This is a genomic window from Sinorhizobium sp. B11 (assembly GCA_039725955.1).
GTDB lineage: Bacteria > Pseudomonadota > Alphaproteobacteria > Rhizobiales > Rhizobiaceae > Rhizobium.
Genome location: CP091034.1, coordinates 1,008,300 through 1,025,611, shown reverse-complemented (window position 1 = coordinate 1,025,611; position 17,312 = coordinate 1,008,300). Strand labels below are relative to the sequence as shown.

Annotated in this window: 23 protein-coding genes; 9 read left to right on the top strand and 14 right to left on the bottom strand. The window is 61.1% G+C overall.

Annotation, left to right across the window (positions count from 1 at the left end):
- Positions 1 to 60: 60 nt before the first annotated feature.
- The 3 genes from bla to dmeR form a co-directional block, all read right to left on the bottom strand.
- Positions 61 to 945, bottom strand: a complete 885-nt coding sequence (gene bla, locus LVY75_14855; GenBank protein ID XAZ24485.1) for a class A beta-lactamase — start codon at positions 943 to 945, stop codon at positions 61 to 63.
- A 71-nt stretch (positions 946 to 1,016) separates the two neighbouring features.
- Positions 1,017 to 1,970 carry a CDF family Co(II)/Ni(II) efflux transporter DmeF gene (dmeF, locus tag LVY75_14850; GenBank protein XAZ24484.1) on the bottom strand — a complete coding sequence of 318 codons (954 nt, stop codon included), beginning with the start codon at positions 1,968 to 1,970 and terminating at the stop codon, positions 1,017 to 1,019.
- Between the two features lie 29 nt (positions 1,971 to 1,999).
- Positions 2,000 to 2,272 (bottom strand): Ni(II)/Co(II)-sensing transcriptional repressor DmeR, encoded by a 273-nt coding sequence (gene dmeR, locus LVY75_14845; GenBank protein XAZ24483.1) that lies wholly within the window; start codon positions 2,270 to 2,272, stop codon positions 2,000 to 2,002.
- Between the two features lie 114 nt (positions 2,273 to 2,386).
- Between dmeR and LVY75_14840 the strand changes: the two genes are divergently transcribed.
- The 5 genes from LVY75_14840 (at position 2,387) to LVY75_14820 (ending at position 5,815) form a co-directional block, all read left to right on the top strand.
- The gene (locus LVY75_14840) at positions 2,387 to 3,028 is read left to right on the top strand and encodes a MarR family winged helix-turn-helix transcriptional regulator (protein XAZ24482.1); all 642 of its coding nucleotides are present in this window, start codon (positions 2,387 to 2,389) and stop codon (positions 3,026 to 3,028) included.
- A 41-nt stretch (positions 3,029 to 3,069) separates the two neighbouring features.
- Complete coding sequence (locus tag LVY75_14835) at positions 3,070 to 3,786, top strand: hypothetical protein (GenBank protein XAZ24481.1); 717 nt, start codon at positions 3,070 to 3,072, stop codon at positions 3,784 to 3,786.
- Between the two features lie 152 nt (positions 3,787 to 3,938).
- Positions 3,939 to 4,484 (top strand): TlpA family protein disulfide reductase, encoded by a 546-nt coding sequence (locus LVY75_14830; protein ID XAZ24480.1) that lies wholly within the window; start codon positions 3,939 to 3,941, stop codon positions 4,482 to 4,484.
- A 217-nt stretch (positions 4,485 to 4,701) separates the two neighbouring features.
- The gene (locus LVY75_14825) at positions 4,702 to 5,196 is read left to right on the top strand and encodes a GNAT family N-acetyltransferase (protein ID XAZ24479.1); all 495 of its coding nucleotides are present in this window, start codon (positions 4,702 to 4,704) and stop codon (positions 5,194 to 5,196) included.
- A 40-nt stretch (positions 5,197 to 5,236) separates the two neighbouring features.
- The gene (locus tag LVY75_14820) at positions 5,237 to 5,815 is read left to right on the top strand and encodes a glutamine amidotransferase (GenBank protein XAZ24478.1); all 579 of its coding nucleotides are present in this window, start codon (positions 5,237 to 5,239) and stop codon (positions 5,813 to 5,815) included.
- Here LVY75_14820 and LVY75_14815 read toward each other — a convergent pair.
- The 5 genes from LVY75_14815 to LVY75_14795 form a co-directional block, all read right to left on the bottom strand.
- Positions 5,797 to 6,480, bottom strand: coding sequence for a cysteine hydrolase (locus LVY75_14815; GenBank protein XAZ24477.1), 684 nt, complete (start codon positions 6,478 to 6,480; stop codon positions 5,797 to 5,799). The genes LVY75_14820 and LVY75_14815 overlap by 19 nt on opposite strands.
- Before the next feature lie 23 nt (positions 6,481 to 6,503).
- Positions 6,504 to 6,797 carry a hypothetical protein gene (locus LVY75_14810; GenBank protein ID XAZ24476.1) on the bottom strand — a complete coding sequence of 98 codons (294 nt, stop codon included), beginning with the start codon at positions 6,795 to 6,797 and terminating at the stop codon, positions 6,504 to 6,506.
- A 39-nt stretch (positions 6,798 to 6,836) separates the two neighbouring features.
- On the bottom strand, positions 6,837 to 7,751 hold the full coding sequence (locus LVY75_14805; protein XAZ24475.1) for a c-type cytochrome: 915 nt from the start codon (positions 7,749 to 7,751) through the stop codon (positions 6,837 to 6,839).
- A 130-nt stretch (positions 7,752 to 7,881) separates the two neighbouring features.
- A complete protein-coding gene (locus LVY75_14800; protein ID XAZ24474.1) occupies positions 7,882 to 8,325 on the bottom strand; it encodes a cytochrome c in 444 nt (147 codons plus the stop codon).
- 134 nt (positions 8,326 to 8,459) lie between these two features.
- Complete coding sequence (locus LVY75_14795) at positions 8,460 to 9,095, bottom strand: LysE family translocator (GenBank protein ID XAZ24473.1); 636 nt, start codon at positions 9,093 to 9,095, stop codon at positions 8,460 to 8,462.
- Between the two features lie 127 nt (positions 9,096 to 9,222).
- Here LVY75_14795 and LVY75_14790 point away from each other — a divergent pair, with 127 nt between their 5' ends.
- A complete protein-coding gene (locus LVY75_14790) occupies positions 9,223 to 9,924 on the top strand; it encodes a YafY family transcriptional regulator (GenBank protein XAZ24472.1) in 702 nt (233 codons plus the stop codon).
- Here LVY75_14790 and LVY75_14785 read toward each other — a convergent pair.
- Positions 9,921 to 10,691, bottom strand: coding sequence for an SDR family oxidoreductase (locus LVY75_14785; GenBank protein ID XAZ24471.1), 771 nt, complete (start codon positions 10,689 to 10,691; stop codon positions 9,921 to 9,923). The genes LVY75_14790 and LVY75_14785 overlap by 4 nt on opposite strands.
- Positions 10,692 to 10,859: 168 nt before the next feature.
- On the opposite strand from LVY75_14785, the gene LVY75_14780 reads away from it, so the two are divergent.
- Positions 10,860 to 11,774 carry an AraC family transcriptional regulator gene (locus LVY75_14780; protein ID XAZ24470.1) on the top strand — a complete coding sequence of 305 codons (915 nt, stop codon included), beginning with the start codon at positions 10,860 to 10,862 and terminating at the stop codon, positions 11,772 to 11,774.
- Here the strand turns inward: LVY75_14780 and LVY75_14775 are convergent.
- The 5 genes from LVY75_14775 to LVY75_14755 all read right to left on the bottom strand — a co-directional run bounded on the left by LVY75_14775 (position 11,771) and on the right by LVY75_14755 (position 14,455).
- Positions 11,771 to 12,616: a metallophosphoesterase gene (locus tag LVY75_14775; GenBank protein XAZ24469.1), complete on the bottom strand. Its 846-nt coding sequence runs from the start codon at positions 12,614 to 12,616 to the stop codon at positions 11,771 to 11,773. The genes LVY75_14780 and LVY75_14775 overlap by 4 nt on opposite strands.
- A gap of 84 nt (positions 12,617 to 12,700) precedes the next feature.
- The gene (locus LVY75_14770; GenBank protein ID XAZ24468.1) at positions 12,701 to 12,922 is read right to left on the bottom strand and encodes a hypothetical protein; all 222 of its coding nucleotides are present in this window, start codon (positions 12,920 to 12,922) and stop codon (positions 12,701 to 12,703) included.
- A 40-nt stretch (positions 12,923 to 12,962) separates the two neighbouring features.
- Entirely contained in the window at positions 12,963 to 13,373 is a 411-nt protein-coding gene (locus LVY75_14765) for an SRPBCC domain-containing protein (GenBank protein XAZ24467.1), read from the bottom strand.
- The gene (locus LVY75_14760; GenBank protein XAZ24466.1) at positions 13,370 to 13,693 is read right to left on the bottom strand and encodes a metalloregulator ArsR/SmtB family transcription factor; all 324 of its coding nucleotides are present in this window, start codon (positions 13,691 to 13,693) and stop codon (positions 13,370 to 13,372) included. Before LVY75_14760 ends, LVY75_14765 begins: the two co-directional genes overlap by 4 nt.
- Before the next feature lie 159 nt (positions 13,694 to 13,852).
- Entirely contained in the window at positions 13,853 to 14,455 is a 603-nt protein-coding gene (locus LVY75_14755) for a superoxide dismutase (protein XAZ24465.1), read from the bottom strand.
- A gap of 494 nt (positions 14,456 to 14,949) precedes the next feature.
- Between LVY75_14755 and LVY75_14750 the strand changes: the two genes are divergently transcribed.
- Together LVY75_14750 and LVY75_14745 are read left to right on the top strand one after the other, a co-directional pair.
- Positions 14,950 to 16,494: a hypothetical protein gene (locus tag LVY75_14750; GenBank protein ID XAZ24464.1), complete on the top strand. Its 1,545-nt coding sequence runs from the start codon at positions 14,950 to 14,952 to the stop codon at positions 16,492 to 16,494.
- 134 nt (positions 16,495 to 16,628) lie between these two features.
- Positions 16,629 to 17,297 carry a class I SAM-dependent methyltransferase gene (locus tag LVY75_14745; protein ID XAZ24463.1) on the top strand — a complete coding sequence of 223 codons (669 nt, stop codon included), beginning with the start codon at positions 16,629 to 16,631 and terminating at the stop codon, positions 17,295 to 17,297.
- Positions 17,298 to 17,312: the final 15 nt, after the last annotated feature.

Below are 17,312 nucleotides of genomic sequence, written 5' to 3'. Positions count from 1 at the left end.
TGCATTGCTGCGACGAAACCATGGTTGCTAAGCTGCTGCCGAACGGCGGATCTTTCCGTTTCAGACCATCTCGGTAATCATCTTGCCGATTTCGGCGAAGACGGGATTGAATTCATCCATCTTCACGGTCGCTTCTCCGATGTAGACGGCGGCGACGATCGGGCCGCGCTTGGGCGGCCAGATGATGGCGATATCGCCGGCGGAATCATTGTCGCCCGTGCCGGTCTTGTCACCGATCTTCCAATCGCCGGGCAGGCCTGCGCGCAGGCGCGCACCACCGGTCGTGTTCGCAATCATCCAGTCGATCAGCTGATTTGCAGAGGTTTCCGCCAGAACCGAACCGAGCGCGATATTGCCAAGAGAATCCAGCATTGCATCCGGCGTCGTGGTGTCGCGCGGATCGCCTTTCGTGGCTTCGTTCAGCGCGGTTTCCATGCGGTCGAGCCTTGTCGTGCCGTCACCGATGGAGCGCAGCCAGTCGGTGAGTGCGGCCGGGCCGCCAAAACTTTCCAGCATCAGATTGCCGGCGGTGTTGTCGCTCAGCGTAATGGCGGCCTTGCAGATCTCGGCCATCGTCATGCCCTCACCGCCCGCGTGCTTTTCGGTCTCGGGGGAATAGGTGACGAGCTTGTCCTTGCCGTAGGTGATACGCCGGTCGAGGCTCTCATCGCCCTTATCGACACGGGCAAGAACGAGGCCTGCAGCCAGGACCTTGAAGGTGCTGCACATGGCGAAAGGCTCGCTGCCGCGATAGCCGAAGGAGACATTCGTGTCGCTGTCGAGAACGGAAACCCCGAGGCGCCCGCCAATGCGCGCTTCAAGCGCTGCAAGCCGCTTGTCGATATCGTCATTCTGTTGCTCGGCGCGCACGCGAGACGCAAAGCCCAGCGCGGGCAGCAGCAAGGCGGAGCCCATGAAGCTGCGGCGGGTGAGGCTGTGATTCATGAAGACCTCCGGGGAATCAGGATCACAGGCGTAAGGCCCGATTGCGGCGGCATCTCGGCTTTTTGGCAGGATCAGGCAGCGTGCGTGACCTCCACCGTCACATGCGACAACTCGTCCAGGCTCGCGAGCCTCTCCTTGTAGAAGGCGGTATCGCGCGGCTGCGGCGTCAGCACCGCGACAATCGCTGCATGGTGGCCGGGACCGACCTGCCAGACATGAAGATCGGTGATGCGGTCGCCATCGCCTTCGATCGCTCCGCGGATTTCGTCCGGCAGTGTTTCTCCTTCCGAGAGCACGTCGAGCAGCACGGCGCCCGACGATTTCATCAGTCCCCAGGACCATTGCGCAATGATGAGAGCGCCGACGATGCCCATCAGCGGATCAAGCCACAGCCAGCCATAGAGGCTACCGAAGGTGAGTGCGGCAATGGCGAGCACAGAGGTCAAAGCGTCGGCGATGACGTGCATGTAGGCGGAGCGAATATTGTTATCCGCATGACTATGGTGGCCATGATCGTGGCCGTGGTGATGATCGTGATGGTGATCATGCCCGTGTCCATGATGGTGGCCGCCGCTACCGCTCAGCATCCAGGCACTGACGAGGTTGACGGCAAGGCCGATGACGGCGACGGCGATCGCCTGGCTGAAGCTGATCGGCACGGGCGAGGTGATGCGCAGGAAGCTTTCCCAGCCCATCAGCAGGGCGATCATCGCCAGAATGATGGCACTCGCAAAACCGGCGAGGTCGCCGAGTTTGCCGGTGCCGAACGTGAAGCGCGGATTGCGGGCCTGCTTGCGGGCGAAGAGATAGGCGAGCGCGGAAATGAGCAACGCGCTGGCATGGGTGGACATATGCCAGCCATCGGCCACCAGCGCCATCGAGCCGTACATGGTGCCCGCGCCGATTTCGACGACCATCATCACCGCTGTCAACGCGATCACCAGCCAGATGCGGCGTTCGTTGCGGGCATGGTCCTGCCCCAGGAAGACATGCTCATGTCCGTAGCTATTCGTTCCGGCACTCATTGCCAGCTCCTTACCGATATCGATCCGGCTCAGCGGATATAGGTTCGCAATACTTCCGATATTTCCTCGACCGCCTCCGCCCTCGCCTTCTCGTCGGCGGCATGCAGCACGTGTTCGTGCAGATGGTCGTCCAGCACCTCGCCCGTGAGACCCGTCAGCGCGCCGCGCACGGAGGCAAGAAGCTGGAGGATCTCGCCGCAGGGGCGCTCGCCCTCCAGCGCACGTTCGACCGCCTCGAGCTGCCCGCGGATACGGCTGACGCGGGCGATGAGTTTCTTCTTCTGATGGGTCGTATGGGACATGGCAGTCTCTGATGTAGTATAGGGGGGTACCCTATATTACCTTCACGAAAAACGAAAGCGGCAATCCATCGCAGCGGCTCTTGAATTTACATAGGACTCCTATATATTGAACCTATGGAAACGCCAAAAGACCCGACATCGATCGACAACCGCATCAGCGAAGGCCTGACCCGCATCGCGATCGCAATGCGCAGCGACGAATGGTCGAAGGCCGAAAAGGCCGGACTGAAGCCGACGCAGCTTGCGATCCTCGAATTTCTCGCTGGCCGCGATAGTGCGCGGGTGAAGGAGATTGCGGCGCATCTCGGCGTCTCGCAGCCGACAGCGACGGATTCGATTGCGGCACTGGAGCGCAAGGGGCTGGTTGCCAAGGAGAGCGCTCCCGGCGACAAACGTGCCACCGCGATCCGCATCACGACGGAGGGAATGGCGGCGTTCGGGTCCGTTTCGCCGATCGAAACGGCAGCGATGGAAGCAGCCCGATCGCTTTCCCCCGGCGAGCAGGAAGGCCTGCTGCTGTCGCTCGTCAAGATGATCCAGCATCTGCAGGAGGCGGATGCCATACCAATCCAGCGGATGTGCACGAGTTGTCGTTACTTCCGTCCCTACCAGCATTCCGGTGCGGCCAAACCGCACCACTGCAATTTCGTGAACGCGGCCTTCGGCAGAAATGAACTGCGCATCGACTGCCGCGACCATGAAACCGCCGATCCGGCAACCCGGGCTGCCACCTGGGACGCCTTTGAAAAAGGATAGGCGCACTCTCCAGGCAAACCAAAAAGAGAAGGACGTTCAAAATGTTAAGGCAGTTTATCACCGGCGCGGCCATTGCCGGAACGCTATCGCTTTGGCTGGGCTCGGCCATGGCCCATCCCGTCACGGCAGAACCATCCAAGGGCGTGAAAGCCTCGTTCGACATTATCGAAACGCAGATCGTCACCAAAGGCGACAAGGCGATCTTTTCGACGCGCGTGCGCGGCGAGGCCGGCGCTGAAAAGCCCGCTGCAACCGGCAAGTTCGAAGGCTCCGGCGTCTATGCCTATGTCTGGCCGACCTCGCTCAACAGTGGCGATATCGGCTTCGACCGGGATCAGGGCATCGTGGCGCTGGCCGTGACTTTCCATCCTGACTTCGACGATGCCGCCAATAAGGGCAAAAACCGCGATGTCTGGCATCCGCACTGGGTCGTGCTCAACGAGGACAAGGCCTGCGCCGGCGGATTGAAGGTGACCGACATCCCTGACGGCGCCAAGCCGAAGCTTCCCGCCACATGGCCGGGCGTTCCACTGCTGATCGACAGCCCGGATTATCCGACCACGCTCAAGGGCGACCGTGTCGATGTCGCCATCCCACTGTCGCTCATCGGCGGCATCACAGGTGCTTCCTATGACGGCGTGACCGCAGGGCTGAAGGTCAACGGCAACCTGCATGCCCCACTGCTTTGCGTCGATAATGTCTTCAAGGTCGCCTCCGGCAATCTCAGCCTGCCGGGCAAGGTCATGCCTGCGAAGTAACAGGGGCGCCGGTCCGCCGACTGCCATCGCCGGACCGGCTCTTTCCTCTCTCCAGGCAAATAGAGAAGAGAAAACACCAGGCAGATTTATCCCATTGCTGCCCGGATGCAACGGGTGGCGGGACCGCCTGCCCAACGACAAAGGATTTCGACATGTCCGATCTGACACTCGCACCGGAGCTTTCGGTCAGCGAATGGTTCAACACATCGCAGCCGCTCTCCATCGCCGGACTGCGCGGCAAGGTGATCTTCCTGCACAGTTTCCAATTGCTGTGCCCCGGCTGCGTGGCTGAAAGCCTGCCGCAGGTGCGCCGCATCGAGCGCATCTTCGCCAACACGGATCTCCAGGTCATCGGCCTGCACACGGTCTTCGAACATCACGAGGCGATGACGCCAACCGTGCTCAAGGCTTTCATTCACGAATACCGGCTGACCTCGCCCATCGGGGTCGATCAGGCCGACCAGCGCTCCGACATACCGATGACGATGCGCCGCTATGGTTTCAGGGGAACGCCCTCATCCGTGCTGATCGGCCGCGATGGTGTGATCCTGCATCATGCGTTCGGCGTCGAGGACGATATCGCGCTCGGCGCCCGCATCGGTATGGCGCTTGCAGCACCCATCCCGATGGCGACGTCAGCTGAGGAGATTGAGGGTTGCGCGGCCGGTGTCTGCGCCGTACCGGCAGATGCGGCCTGAAACGGCTCCGATCCGGGCCCAAGCTGCCATTGACAAACGGGCGGTTTCGGACAATCAATGGCGCATGATCAAGAACGCGCACCATAACCGCTCGTATTTTTGGCTGTACCTGTAAAGGGCGGCCGAGACAGATCACAATGTCAACAAGCCGCCGTCAGGCGGCTTTGTTGTATCGGCAGCGTCCTGGCGGCATAATCGTAAAAAGGACGCGAAGACCATGCTTGAAATCGAAGACAGCGAAATATCGCTCATGCGCCCGCCGGTGGTGACGATCCGCGCCGCCAAACCCCGCGACATCTGCGAACTCCATGAAATGATCGGCCTGCTTGCCGCCCATCATGGCGACATCTCCGCCTCGACGCCGGAACAGCTCGAGCGCGACCTCTTCGGCCCGACGCCCTGGATTTCTGCCATTGTCGCCGAAGGCAGCGACGGCCTGATCGGCTACGCGATCCTCGTTCCGCTCTACAGGGCGCAGGAAGGCAAGCGCGGCATGGACCTGCATCACCTTTTCGTGCGCGACGGCCATCGCGGCCATGGCACCGGCCAGCTTCTCGTCGACCGCGCCCGGGAAACGGCCCGCATTGCGGGCTGCGATTACCTCTCCGTCAGCGCTGCGACCGGCAATCTCAAGGCTCACCGCTTCTACGAACAGATGGACTTCACCCCTCGCCCGGTCACCGGCATGCGCTATATGCAGGCTCTGTCGTGAGTGGCTCCAGCCGCTCGGCCATCTTGCAAGGGAGGAAAGCATGACCCGACTGGCGGTGGTTCTGACCGAAGGCTTTGCGGACTGGGAAGTGGGGCAGCTTGCTGCCTCCGCTCGCACCCATTTCGGCTTCGATGTGGTGACGGCAAGTCCCGGCGGCGCGGAAATCCGCTCCATGGGCGGCATGCGGGTGGCGGCCGATACTGTGGCCGAGAACCTGCATGGCGACGCTTTCGATGCGCTTGTTATCTGCGGGGGCACGATCTGGGAAACCGAAAGGGCGCCCGACCTTTCATCCGTCATCGACGACTTCATCACGCGTGGCAAGGTCACCGCTGCGATCTGCGGCGGGACGCTGGCCCTGGCACGCGCGGGTGCATTGAACAATATTCCGCATACCAGCAACGCGCCCGATTTCATTGCCGGTGCTGAGGGCTATCGCGGCCAGACGCATTATCGCGACGGTCCGCACGCCGTAAGATCGGGCATGATCGTGACTGCGCCCGGTTCGGCGCCGATTACTTTTACGGCTGAGATCTACCGGGCGCTCGGCTTCGGCAGCGAAGAACTCGACACCTATGTGCAGATCCTCGGCGCGGAGCATCAGCCGAAGGCTGCCTGAGACGTGTCGAGCAGGCCGATCACCTCAGTCGTCGTACGCACATCGCCGAAGCTGCGATAGACCGAATAGAGCGCCATGTTGTGGTCTATGTCTCGGCGAGCGGCATTTGCGTCAGCCAGCATGATGACGCGGAAACCGCTGCTGCAGGCATCGCGAGCCGAGGATTCGCAGCAGATGTTGGTCAGAGTACCGGTAATGAGAACCGTATCGACGACGCGCGATTTCAGGATGGCCGCAAGCGGAGCGCTTTCGGGATGGAAGGCGCTGTAAGAAGTCTTCTCGATCAATAGATCCTGCGGTTCGGGGACGAAATCGGGCGCAAGCCTGCCTTCTACCGGCCCTTCGCCGCCCGAGGTGCGGTAAAGTTCCGCGATGGTTTCACCAAAGAATTCGCGTGCCAGCTCGGGATAGGTCTGGCGAGGAGCCGGCACCACCCAGACGATAAGCCCACCGCACGCGCGCACCGCAGCAACGAGCGCCTGAATATTCGGAACGATGCCTTCCGCGTAGCTGCCCGGCGTCACGAAAAAGGGGATCATGTCGACGACGACCAGGGCGGTCCTTGCCGGCGTGAGGCTGGTGAAAGCGAAACGCCGTCCGCGGCGCTCTTCCTGCCGCGCGTATTCACGCGGCTCGATCTGCCAGGCATGTCGTTTCAAGACCATTCCTCCGTTTGGAGATTGAGGCCTCAACGTATACCGAGTCGCGGTAACGGCGGTGTCTCTTTCATCGGAGCATCCTCGGCGGCCACCTCATGCGCCGGGCGGGTTGCCCATTGGTGCAGTGCTCTCTTGACGAACAGGAAGGCTGCGGCCCTCGCCTGCGCCAGATCGCCGGGATCATCGAGGCGGCTGGCAATCTTTGCCTCCATCATCGCGAGCGTTTCGGAAAACCAGCGCGCAAGAACCGCATTGCGCGCGGCGAGCCGTTCACGCATGCGGGCAATTGCGGCGTCTGTTTCCTCAAGGGTCGGGTGCTTCATGCTGCCAATGTGGCCGGCGGTGCTTGCCCCAGGCAGACGCTACTTGCTCGGAACCGCCTTCAGATAGGCGGAGATCGCCTCGATATCGGACTGCGGCAGATGGGCGATGTTCTGTTGAACGTCCACCATCTGGCCACCGGCGGAGTCGAAATCGGGGGTGAAGCCGGTCTGCAGGTAGTTGGTGATATCGGCCTCGCTCCAGGAGCCAACGCTCTTCGAGCCCGGCGTGATATCGGGTATGCGGCCCTTGCCTTCCGGGTTCGGCGCGCCGGCAAGCCATTGATCACGGAGGAAGCCGCCGAGGAAATCGCGTGGGGTGTGGCATTCACCGCAATGGCCGAGGCCCTCGACCAGATATTGGCCGCGTTTCACCTTGTCGTCGGCATTGGCAAGCACGACGCGGGGCTGATCATTGAAATAGAGGAGCTTCCAGCCGCCGAGCGCCAGGCGGATGTTGAACGGGAACGGCAATTCGTGCGGCGGGGCAACGTTGCTGCTCTTCGGCAGGGTCTTCAGATAAGCGAAGAGATCGTTGACATCCTTGTCGCTCATGCGCGTGTAGGAGCCATAGGGGAAGGACGGGTAGAGGTGCTGTCCGTTGGGGCCGACGCCGCGCTTTATCGCGTTGCCGAACTGAGCCAGCGTCCAGCGACCGATTCCTGCCTGCTCATCCGGAGAAATGTTTGGCACATGGAAGGTCCCGAAGGGGCTCGTGAGGGCAAGGCCGCCGGCCAGCGTGAGTTTCGCATCGCCTTGCGCACCGGGCGTGGCATGACAGCTGACGCAGCCGCCAGCCCAGAATACCTTCTCGCCATTCGCGACGTCAGGCGCGCCGAGATTGGCCCAGTGGCTATCCGGAAACGGATCCGGCGCGGTTACGAAATAGAAAACTGCGCCGCCGATCAAGACGACGCCGATGAGACAGAGCACAAAGCGGACGAACCTGCGGACCATGCGCCGCCTCTCCTTACTATCAATGTTCAGGGGCGTTCCCCGGCCCCGGTGCCGGAAAAGAATAAGGCGATCCGCACCGGCGGCAAGGGCCGGTGCGGATGACGGGATCATGAGAGAATAGCTCTACCGCCTAGTCCTTCTTGATGCGATAGAGCTGATGACAGCCACCGCAATTGCCGCCGAGCGTGTTCAGCGCCGCGCCGACGCCGGCAGCATCAGCCGGAAGCTGGGCGAGCACGGTTTCGGCGTCGGCAGACAACTTCGCGGCGCGTGCCTTGAAGTCATCCATGTTTTCCCAGATCTTCGGGCTTGCTTCTTCGTCGCCCGTCTCGGTGCCCGGCTTGAACTGGTCCGGGAAGGCCTTCGCCGTGGTGGCGATCGTCGTCAGCGCCGCCTTGACGGCATCCGCATCATAGGGCTTCGTGCCCTTGGCGATGGCGGACAGCGAGCCTGCTGCGCCACCGATCTGTTTCATCATTCCAATGCGCGCGTCATGCGTGCCGTCGGCCGCCATAACCGAACCGAGGGCAATGCCGGCGAGCGCCGCAGCCGCCGCTACTGTTTTCCAATTCATTATTCTCTCTCCATTGTTCCGCCGGCGAAGCCGGCCGAGGGCAATCTGCACCGCGATCATGACAAAATCCATGTGGCCGCATAGTCACGTTTGGCCGGATCCTCATAAAAACAACGTGATAAACATAGACGGAATCAGGCCGTCTTCCAGCCCTGCCATAGACTGATCGCGGAGATGACGACCAGCAACAGGCCCGCGAGGCGGCCGATGACGGCAGTCGTATTCGGATTCGACAACAGGAGGTCGCGGCTGCGGCCGGCCGTCATGGCCAGGGTGCCGTAGACGGCAAGCTGAGTGAGCACGGTCATGATGCCCATGATCAGCCCCTGGAGCCAGATCGGCCCAAATTCCGGCTTTATGAACTGCGGATAGACGGCCAGTACGAAAATGTAGGCCTTGGGATTGACGAGGCAGGTAACCGCCCCCTGTCGGAACGCCTTCCAGGTGGAGCGCGCCGTGCCCGGGCCGACTGCCTCGACCTTGATGGAACTTCTCATCAGCGAGACGCCGATCCAGATCATGTAGGCGACGCCGGCAAAGAGCAGCAGGTTGAAGATACCGGGCAGCATGGCGACGAGAATGCCCACCCCCGCCGCACCATAGGCCGAGTGCACCGCCCCACCCAGCATGATGCCGCTGGTGGCCGCAAGGCCGCGCCTGGTGCCGCCGGTCAGGGCATTGGCGAGCACGAAGAGCATGTCCATGCCGGGCACGATGATGATGCCGAAGAGAAGGGTGAAGTAGAGCCAGAGGCTTTGGTGATAATCCATGTCAGTTGTCCGTCCCGCTTTCAATCACGCTTTTAAGGAAGAGCTTTGAATTTCAATTCGATAGACAGCTCTATACGGCAGCCCAACTGACAGTGTATTGTCAGGAGCGTTGGCGAAAGGGCGGCAAATGCGCAAGGCCTCCAGGCTTTTCGAGATCATCCAGATATTGCGGCTGGCGAAGAAGCCGATGACTGCGGCCGTCATGGCCGAGAGGCTTGAAGTGACGGTTCGCTCGATCTATCGCGATATCGCCGCACTGCAGGCGATGCGGGTGCCGATCGAAGGCGGGCGCGGCATCGGCTATATCATGCGGCCGGGCTTCGACCTGCCTCCCCTGATGTTTTCGATCGAGGAGACGGAAGCGATCGTGCTGTCGCTGGCGCTCCTGGAGCGCACGGGCGACGAAGGGCTGAAGCTCGCCGCACGGCGGGTCAACCAGAAGCTTGTCGGCGCAGTGCCGCCGCCGCTGCGACAGGCGATGGAAAACAAGGCGCTCTATGCCTGGGGTACGGTCGCGCCGGCGCCTGCCGGTTTGGACCTCGCCATCGTGCGCGGAGCGATCCGCGACGAGCGCAAGCTCACCCTCTCCTATCGCGATGAAATGGGACGTGCGACCGAGCGGATGATCCGCCCGATCGCACTGATCTATTATTCCCAGACCGCCAATATCGTCGCCTGGTGTGAACTCAGGCAGGCGATCCGCAATTTCCGCAGCGACCGCGTGGAGGCTTGCGCTGAGGCGGACGTCTTTTTCAAGGGGGAAGGCGACGGCTTGCGCACGCTCTGGACCGAGAGCTGGACGGAAAAGCCGCTAGTGGCCAACGCTTAGAGCGCCATGCCGCCGGAAACCTCGATGCGCTGGGCGTTGACCCAGCGGTTTGCCTCCGTCAGCAGCGAGGCGATCATCGGGCCGATATCGTCAGGTACGCCGGCACGGCCAAGCGCCGTCATCGAAGCAACCCTGCGGTTGATTTCCGGATTGTCGCGCACCATACCGCCACTGAAATCGGTGGCAATTGCGCCCGGCGCGACCGTGTTGACAGCAATGCCGCGGGCACCGAGCTCATTGGCCATGTAGCGCGTCAGCACCTCGACGGCGCCCTTCAGCGAACCGTAGGCCGAGGAGCCCGGGACGGCGACGCGGGCAAGGCCGCTGGAGAGATTGACGATACGGCCGCCATCGGCAATGACAGGCAGCAGCTTCTGCGTCAGGAAGAAGACGCCCTTGAAATGGATGTTGTAGAGCTTGTCCATTTCCTCCTCGGTCGTCTCCGCTATCGAGGCGTGGTAGCTGGTGCCGGCATTGTTGACGAGAAAATTGAAACGCTCACGACCCCAGCCCTTCAGGACCGAGCGGACATTGTCAACGAAAGCATCGAAGGCGGCGACATTGCCGGTATCGAGCTGCAGGGCGGCGGCCCTGCGGCCAAGCGCCTCCACCTCGGCGACGACCTTATCGGCCTCCTCGCGGTTGGAATTATAGGTAAAGATTACGTCGACGCCATCGCGCGCGAGGCTGATGACGGTGTTGCGGCCGAGACCGCGGCTGCCGCCGGTGAGGATTGCGATTTTGGCATTTGCATTCGGATCGGTCATCTCAATTGCTCCTTGTTCGGATGACCAGAATCTAGGTCCGGCACCGCTTTTCCCGAATGCCGAAAGCGTCGAACTTCTTGCCTATTCCTCCAGACAGGTTGTCGCCTTCCGTTCGTAGAGTAAGATGGCGGGCAAAGGCGCGACAGAGACCGCCACCGGAGACGAATGATGTCTGACCAGATCAAGACAGCGCTCACCCAGTATATGGACAGCCATGGCGGCGGCGACGGGCTCTATGCGACCGCCCTGCCCGGCTTCTACCTGATGCGCTCTTCCACGCTCACCATGCCGAAGCCGGCGATCTACAAGCCGGCGCTTTGCATCATCGTCGATGGCGCCAAGCAGATCATGTTCGGAGAGCGGCTTTTCACTTACAGTGCCATGCAGTCGCTTGTCATCAGTGTCGAGATGCCGGCCTTCGGCCAAGTGATCGAGGCAAGCCCGGAGCGGCCGATGATCGCGCTGACGCTGGAGCTCGACGTCACCATTCTACGCGAGGTTCTGGAGGCGATGGAAGCTCCGCCGAAGCCATCGGGAGACGGCGGTCCGGGCGTTTTCGTCCAGAATTTCGGAGCGGAACTGCAGGACTGCATCCTGCGGCTGATGCGCATGCTCGGCACGCCGAAATCTATCCCGATCCTGCGACAGTCGATCCTGCGTGAAATCAGCTTCTGGCTGCTCTCGGGCGAAAACGGCAGCGAGGTCAGCAAGCTGGCTCTGCCCGGCAGCCAGACGCGGCGCGTGGCCGATGCCATCCATATCTTGCGCGATAATTTCACGGTGCCCCTGCGCGTGGAGCAGCTTGCGGCGGCAGCGCGAATGAGCGCCTCCTCCTTCCACCAGCATTTCAAGATGCTGACCTCGATGAGCCCGCTGCAATATCAGAAGCAGCTCCGGCTTCTCGAAGCGCGGCGGCTGATGGTGGCCGACGGCATCAATGCCGCCAATGCCGCCTATCAGGTGGGCTATGAAAGCGCCTCGCAATTCAGCCGCGAATATGCGCGCATGTTCGGCACACCGCCGAAGAAAGATGCGCTGGAGCACCGGGCACAGCCTGTACCTGATGTGGCGGGAGCCGCCTAGTAGGGTAGCGTGCGGCTATCCTCGCGGCCGAAACCACGGATTTCCATCCGGTCCGGATAGACATCGACGATCGCGAAGGTGTTTTCGCTCTCGGTATCGACCACGCCCTTGAAATTGACGAAGTGGCAGCCGGCCACCTTGCCGTAATTGCCGACATGGTTGTGGCCGTTGAGATAGGCGACGACGCTTGTCTGCGAAGCCAGCAGTTCGACAATCCGCTCGCGGTCCCACATGTCGTGTTCGCAGGGTGGATAGACGGGGAAGTGATTCATGACGATCACCTTCTCGCCTGCGGCCTTCGCCTGTTCGATCTCGCTCGCCAGCCAGGCAAATTGTTCGTCGCTCAGCGATGCGTTCCACGCATGCGCGTTGTCGGCACCTGCTGCCGATAGAGCTGCCAGGCGGTCGTGACCGAGCCTGTTCAAGGGATGGCCTTCCGGCGTCGCGAAAGTGCTGACCTCATTGCCGTTCAATACGATGAAACGGTAGTCGTGGCGCTTGAAGCTGTAATAGGGTGCCGGCATGCCGACGCGTTCAACAACCTTTTCCAGGTATTCGGGAGCAACGCCGAAATCGTGATTGCCGAGCAGGAAGTGCGCCTCATGGCGCAGCTTTTCATAGGCCGGCAGGATATCGTCGAAGCTATTGAAATCGCGGTCGATGATATCGCCGAGCGTCATGACGAAGCTCAGCTCCTCGCCGTTGAAAGTCTCGATGGCAGCACCGACCTTGGCCAGGCTGTTGGCGTAATAGCGCCCCATCTCGGCCTGCGGTTCGATGGCGGCATACTGCGGATCGGCGATGATGCCGAAGCGGAAAAGGGGAAGATCGGCTGATGACATGCGGCGTGATGTAGAGGCCGCGAATGACAGCGATGTGACGGCGCTGCCAGTCGCGGCATTTCAGTGAGTAGCTCTTGCGATGCCTCAGCTTGCCGCTGATGCCGGCTCACGCCTGCCCGTGAAATAGGGCAATGCGAACATGTAGAGACCGCTGAATAAAAGCAGGAAAAGCGGCGGCAGCGGCGAGTAGACCACCCATGCCGGCGGGGTGCCGAGTGCCATGGTGGCGAAATTGGCTATGACGGTCACCGTGAAGATGATCGACAGCCAACGGTGGAGCTGGCGGACAGATTTATTCCAGTTCATTGTTCTTCCTCCTCAAAAATCAGACGCCGCGCGTCCTGCATCAGTCGGGGCGCGCCAGGACCTGTTCCAGATTTTCGAAGAAGCGCTGCCAGCCGAACCTGGCGCCTTGGTAGGCCTGCTCCTGATCCGGGCGGAAGCCGGCTTGTTCCATGCGCAGGTGCGTGCCCGAGCCGATCGGTGTCAGGGTCCAGGTGACGGTACTTTCAAGGCCATAGGCATCCCAGGTATAGGCAAGCGTCCTGTTCGGCTCGATTTCCAGCACCCGGCAGTCGACGGAGCCCCACTCGGCGGTGAGCTTGAAACGATGGTCCGGAACGGGCTTGAAGTCGTTCTTCATCAGCCATTCCTGGATCAGATGCGGCTGGGTGAGCGCACGCCAGATTTTTTCCGGCGGGAACGCGATCTCCCGTTCGACGACGACGGAGCGGAGTTCAGTTGCGGTGTCGGTCATTGGTCCATCCTTTTGAGTAAATCTTCCAGGGCGTCGAACCGGCTTTCCCAGAAGCCGGCCATCTCGGTCGTCCAGTCGGCGAGCGGAGCAAGTGCGCGGATTTCGGCGCTGTAGTGCGTCTGACGACCCTCATGGCGGTCGCGCACCAGGCCGGCGGTTTTGAGTACCGCGAGATGTTTGGAAACAACCGGCTGAGACACACCGGCGTGGGCCGTCAGAGCGCCAACCGTCTTCTCACCTTCACGGCACAGGCGCTCGAAGATGCCCCGACGGGTCGGATCGGAAAGCGCCCTGAACAGCGCATCTTGAACATTCGACATTTAAACTCATACCCGGTTGGCTATGGATCGATTTATAGCCAACCGGGTATGAGTTAGTCAAGCCATCTTTGTTTGACAAATTGCAGGTCAACCGAAGCAGAAACGAAAACACCCGGCGCTTGCGGCGCCGGGTGCTGAAAAGCGGATGCTCGGATGCGCTTACTTCGTTGCTGCTTCGTAGCGTTCCAGGACGTAGTCCCAGTTGATCAGGCTGTCGACGAAGGCTTCGAGGTACTTCGGACGAGCGTTGCGGTAGTCGATGTAATAGGAATGTTCCCAGACGTCGACGCCGAGGATCGGGGTGGCGCCGTGAACGAGCGGGTTTTCGCCGTTCGGGGTCTTGGAGATTTCGAGCTTGCCGTTCTTGACGGAAACCCAGGCCCAGCCCGAGCCGAACTGGGTGGCGCCGGCATTGGCGAAATCCGCCTTGAACTTGTCATAGCCGCCGAGGTCGGAGGTGAAGGCAGCTTCGAGCTTGCCCGGCAGCTTGTTGCCGCCGCCGCCCTTCTTCATCCACTTCCAGAAATGGATGTGGTTGTAGTGCTGGGCAGCATTGTTGAAGAGGCCAGCGTTGGTGCCGAAGGACTTCTTGACGACGTCTTCCAGGGAGAGATCGGCCATGCCGGCTTCCGCTGCAAGCTTGTTGCCGTTGTCGACGTAAGCCTTGTGGTGCTTGTCGTGGTGGAACTCCAGCGTCTCCTTCGACATGAAGGGAGCAAGGGCTTCGTAGTCATAGGGAAGTTCAGGCAATTCGAAAGCCATATCAGATCTCCTCTTGGCAATAGATTGCGTCATCGGCAGGTGAGGCGGAACATAGGAGGGGAAGCATTGAGAGGCAACCGGCGAATTATCAAAAAACAACAGCTTCGAGGAAAAATTGCCTCTCGTGACGGGCTCTCCTAACACGCATAAATCACAGTGGATGCCGCGCTTTCAAGGATGCACAGGCAGCGCGACGAAAAAGACCAAGACTGCCGCGCACAGGAATAGATCCCTCTCCTCGCTGGCGGTCACGTCGCACCCGAAAATGAGGCACGCTCGCGTCCCGCAGCCGCGCTTAGGGGACGCCGCCGATATTTCAATAAAAAACTGTTAATTTCTCGTGGGCGCTTTTGACAGACGGTGAACCGCGCGTCTTAGATGCAATCTAGGGCTATCAAAGAGGGTTAGCACAACCTTTGATAGGATCTGCTTAATTAGCATTGCATAAATCATTTCAGGGACTTCTGACATCAACTTCGGGGCGTATGATGGTCATGAGCTTTTTTCGTCGTAATGAAGAACCGGTCAAGCCGGGTTCGAGAGTATCGAGCCATCGCCAGACATTTTCCATCACCGAACAGACGGGCCTCGTGGAGAGGCCGCCAGTGCAGTACAACGTTTCGGAAGTCGACGATTTCCAGGCTTTCGGCACGGCAATCGAGGAGAACAAGCAATCCTCCGAAGAGCTGCTCGTCAGCCTGACGTCGCTGCAGGAGCGGGTTTCCTCGCTGCTCGGCGCGCATAGCCACTCGCTCAGCGAAACGGGCGCGCTGAGGGCCGAATGTTCGCGTTTGAGTTCGCTGCTCGACTATGAGAGCAATGCGCGGCGCAAGTCCGATCAGGAAAACCAGCGCCTGACCGCCGACAACAAGGAGCTGAAGCTCGACGGCAGCCAGCTTCGCGTCGAAGCCGGCACCTACCGCGAAGAGCTGGTGAAGCTGCAGGGCGTGCATGAGCTGACACGGGAAGAATTCACCGTCGTCGAAGCGCGGTTGATCGACGCCGAACGCGAGATCCGCGACCGGGCGCTTCAGTTCGACGACGTTTCCTCGCAGCTTCGTCGTACGCAGCAGGATCATGATGCGCGCAGCCGCGAACTGGCGAGTACCCGCGAGAAGCTGGAGCTGGAAACCACGGCGCATCAGCTGCTCACCGAAAGCTCGCGCCGCGAAAACAGCATCCAGCTGCGCGAAATCGCCCGCCTCAATGAGGAACGCACCCACCTCAAGAGCAACCTTTCTGAGCATGAGGCGCTGACGCGCGGCCTGCAGTCCTCCGTCGCCAACCTGAAGCAGGATCTGGCCGCTTCCGAGGAGCGTCATCGCCGCCTGGAAGCCGAGTTCGAGACGCTGGAAACCTCCTCGACGCTCGAAATCGCCAACCTGCGCACCAAGCACGAAGCGATCGGTTCGAAGTCCGAACTCGTCGAGAAGCTGCTGTCGACGGCCAACAGCCGTAACAAGATGACGGACGAGGAACTGCAGTCGACCCGCGCGGAACTGAAGCGCACGAAGGGCGAACTCGCCACCGCGCTGGCGCGCCTTGAGCGGATGACTGACGAGCTCAACCGCGTTCGCCTCAACGGCACAGAAAGCGAAGCTGCCCGCCGCGAACTCGCCGCCCACAGCAACGATCTCGTCATGAAGCTGCGTGAGGCTGAAAGCCAGCGCAGCAAGCGCGACCGCGAAATCGAAGCCTTCAAGCACGATCTCGATACGCGCCTCGACACCGACCGCTACGAAATCGGCCAGCTGCGGACGAGCCTCGAAATCGCCAAGTCGGAAATCCGCCAGCTCCGCGCCGAACGCGCGATCCTCAGCGGCCAGCTCGAAGTGGCCCGCGGCGATCGTCCGAGCCTCGCAGACGCCCTGCCCGTCGAAGAGCCCCTGAAGGAAGATGTCCGCATGCCGGCCGCCACCTTCGCGCCGATGATCGACATTTCCAACAAATCGCTGCGCGGCACCGGCGCGGTTGCCGGCTCGGTCAATGACGAGCTTGCCGCCATCGAAACCAATCTGCGCACGCCGCCGGCAGAGTGATCGAGGCTTCCTTGGTCACGAAAAGACCTTTCCGCTGAAGGCAAAAGCAGCGGGTTGGACAGGTCCTTTGCCATGCGCCGGAACCGGAGCCTGCCTTCACGAGTTTGAAGGCAGGGTCTGGAGGAGGCGCTCTCATGGGGCAAGTTCAAAATCGGGGTCAAATTCAAAATCAGGCGGAAGACCAGCAGAAGATCTATCAGCGCTGGGCACCGGTCTATGACCGGGTCTATCGCAGTCTCCTGCGTGATGGTCATCGTACGCTAGCACGGCTTGCCGCTGGCGCCGGCACCGACATTCTGGAGATCGGCGTCGGCACCGGCCTGGTGCTATCGCACTATCCCCGGCGTTCCCGGGTGACGGGCATCGACATTTCCGAACATATGATCGCCAAGGCACGGGAGAAAATTGCCCGCCACAAGCTTTTCCACGTGCGGCACCTACAGGTGATGGACGCTCATGCGCTGAGCTTCGAGGACAAGTCTTTCGATGCCGTCTGCCTGCCCTTCGTCATCACGCTCATTCCCGAGCCGGAACGGGCACTGGACGAATGCGCGCGTGTTTTGCGGCCGGGCGGCGAGATCATCCTGGCCAGCAAGCTCGGCGACGGCGCAGGACTGCAGGGAGCAATCGAGGACGCGGTGGCGCCGCTTGCCCGGCGGATCGGCTGGAGCTCGTCTTTCCGGATCAGCCGGATCACCGACTGGGCGCGCGCGAGCGGCTTCGATGCCATTGAAATCTTGCCGGTTTTCCCGAACGGGTTCTTCAAGGTCATCCGCCTCAAACGGCACTCGCCGAACGTTTGAGCCGGAACTTTTTTC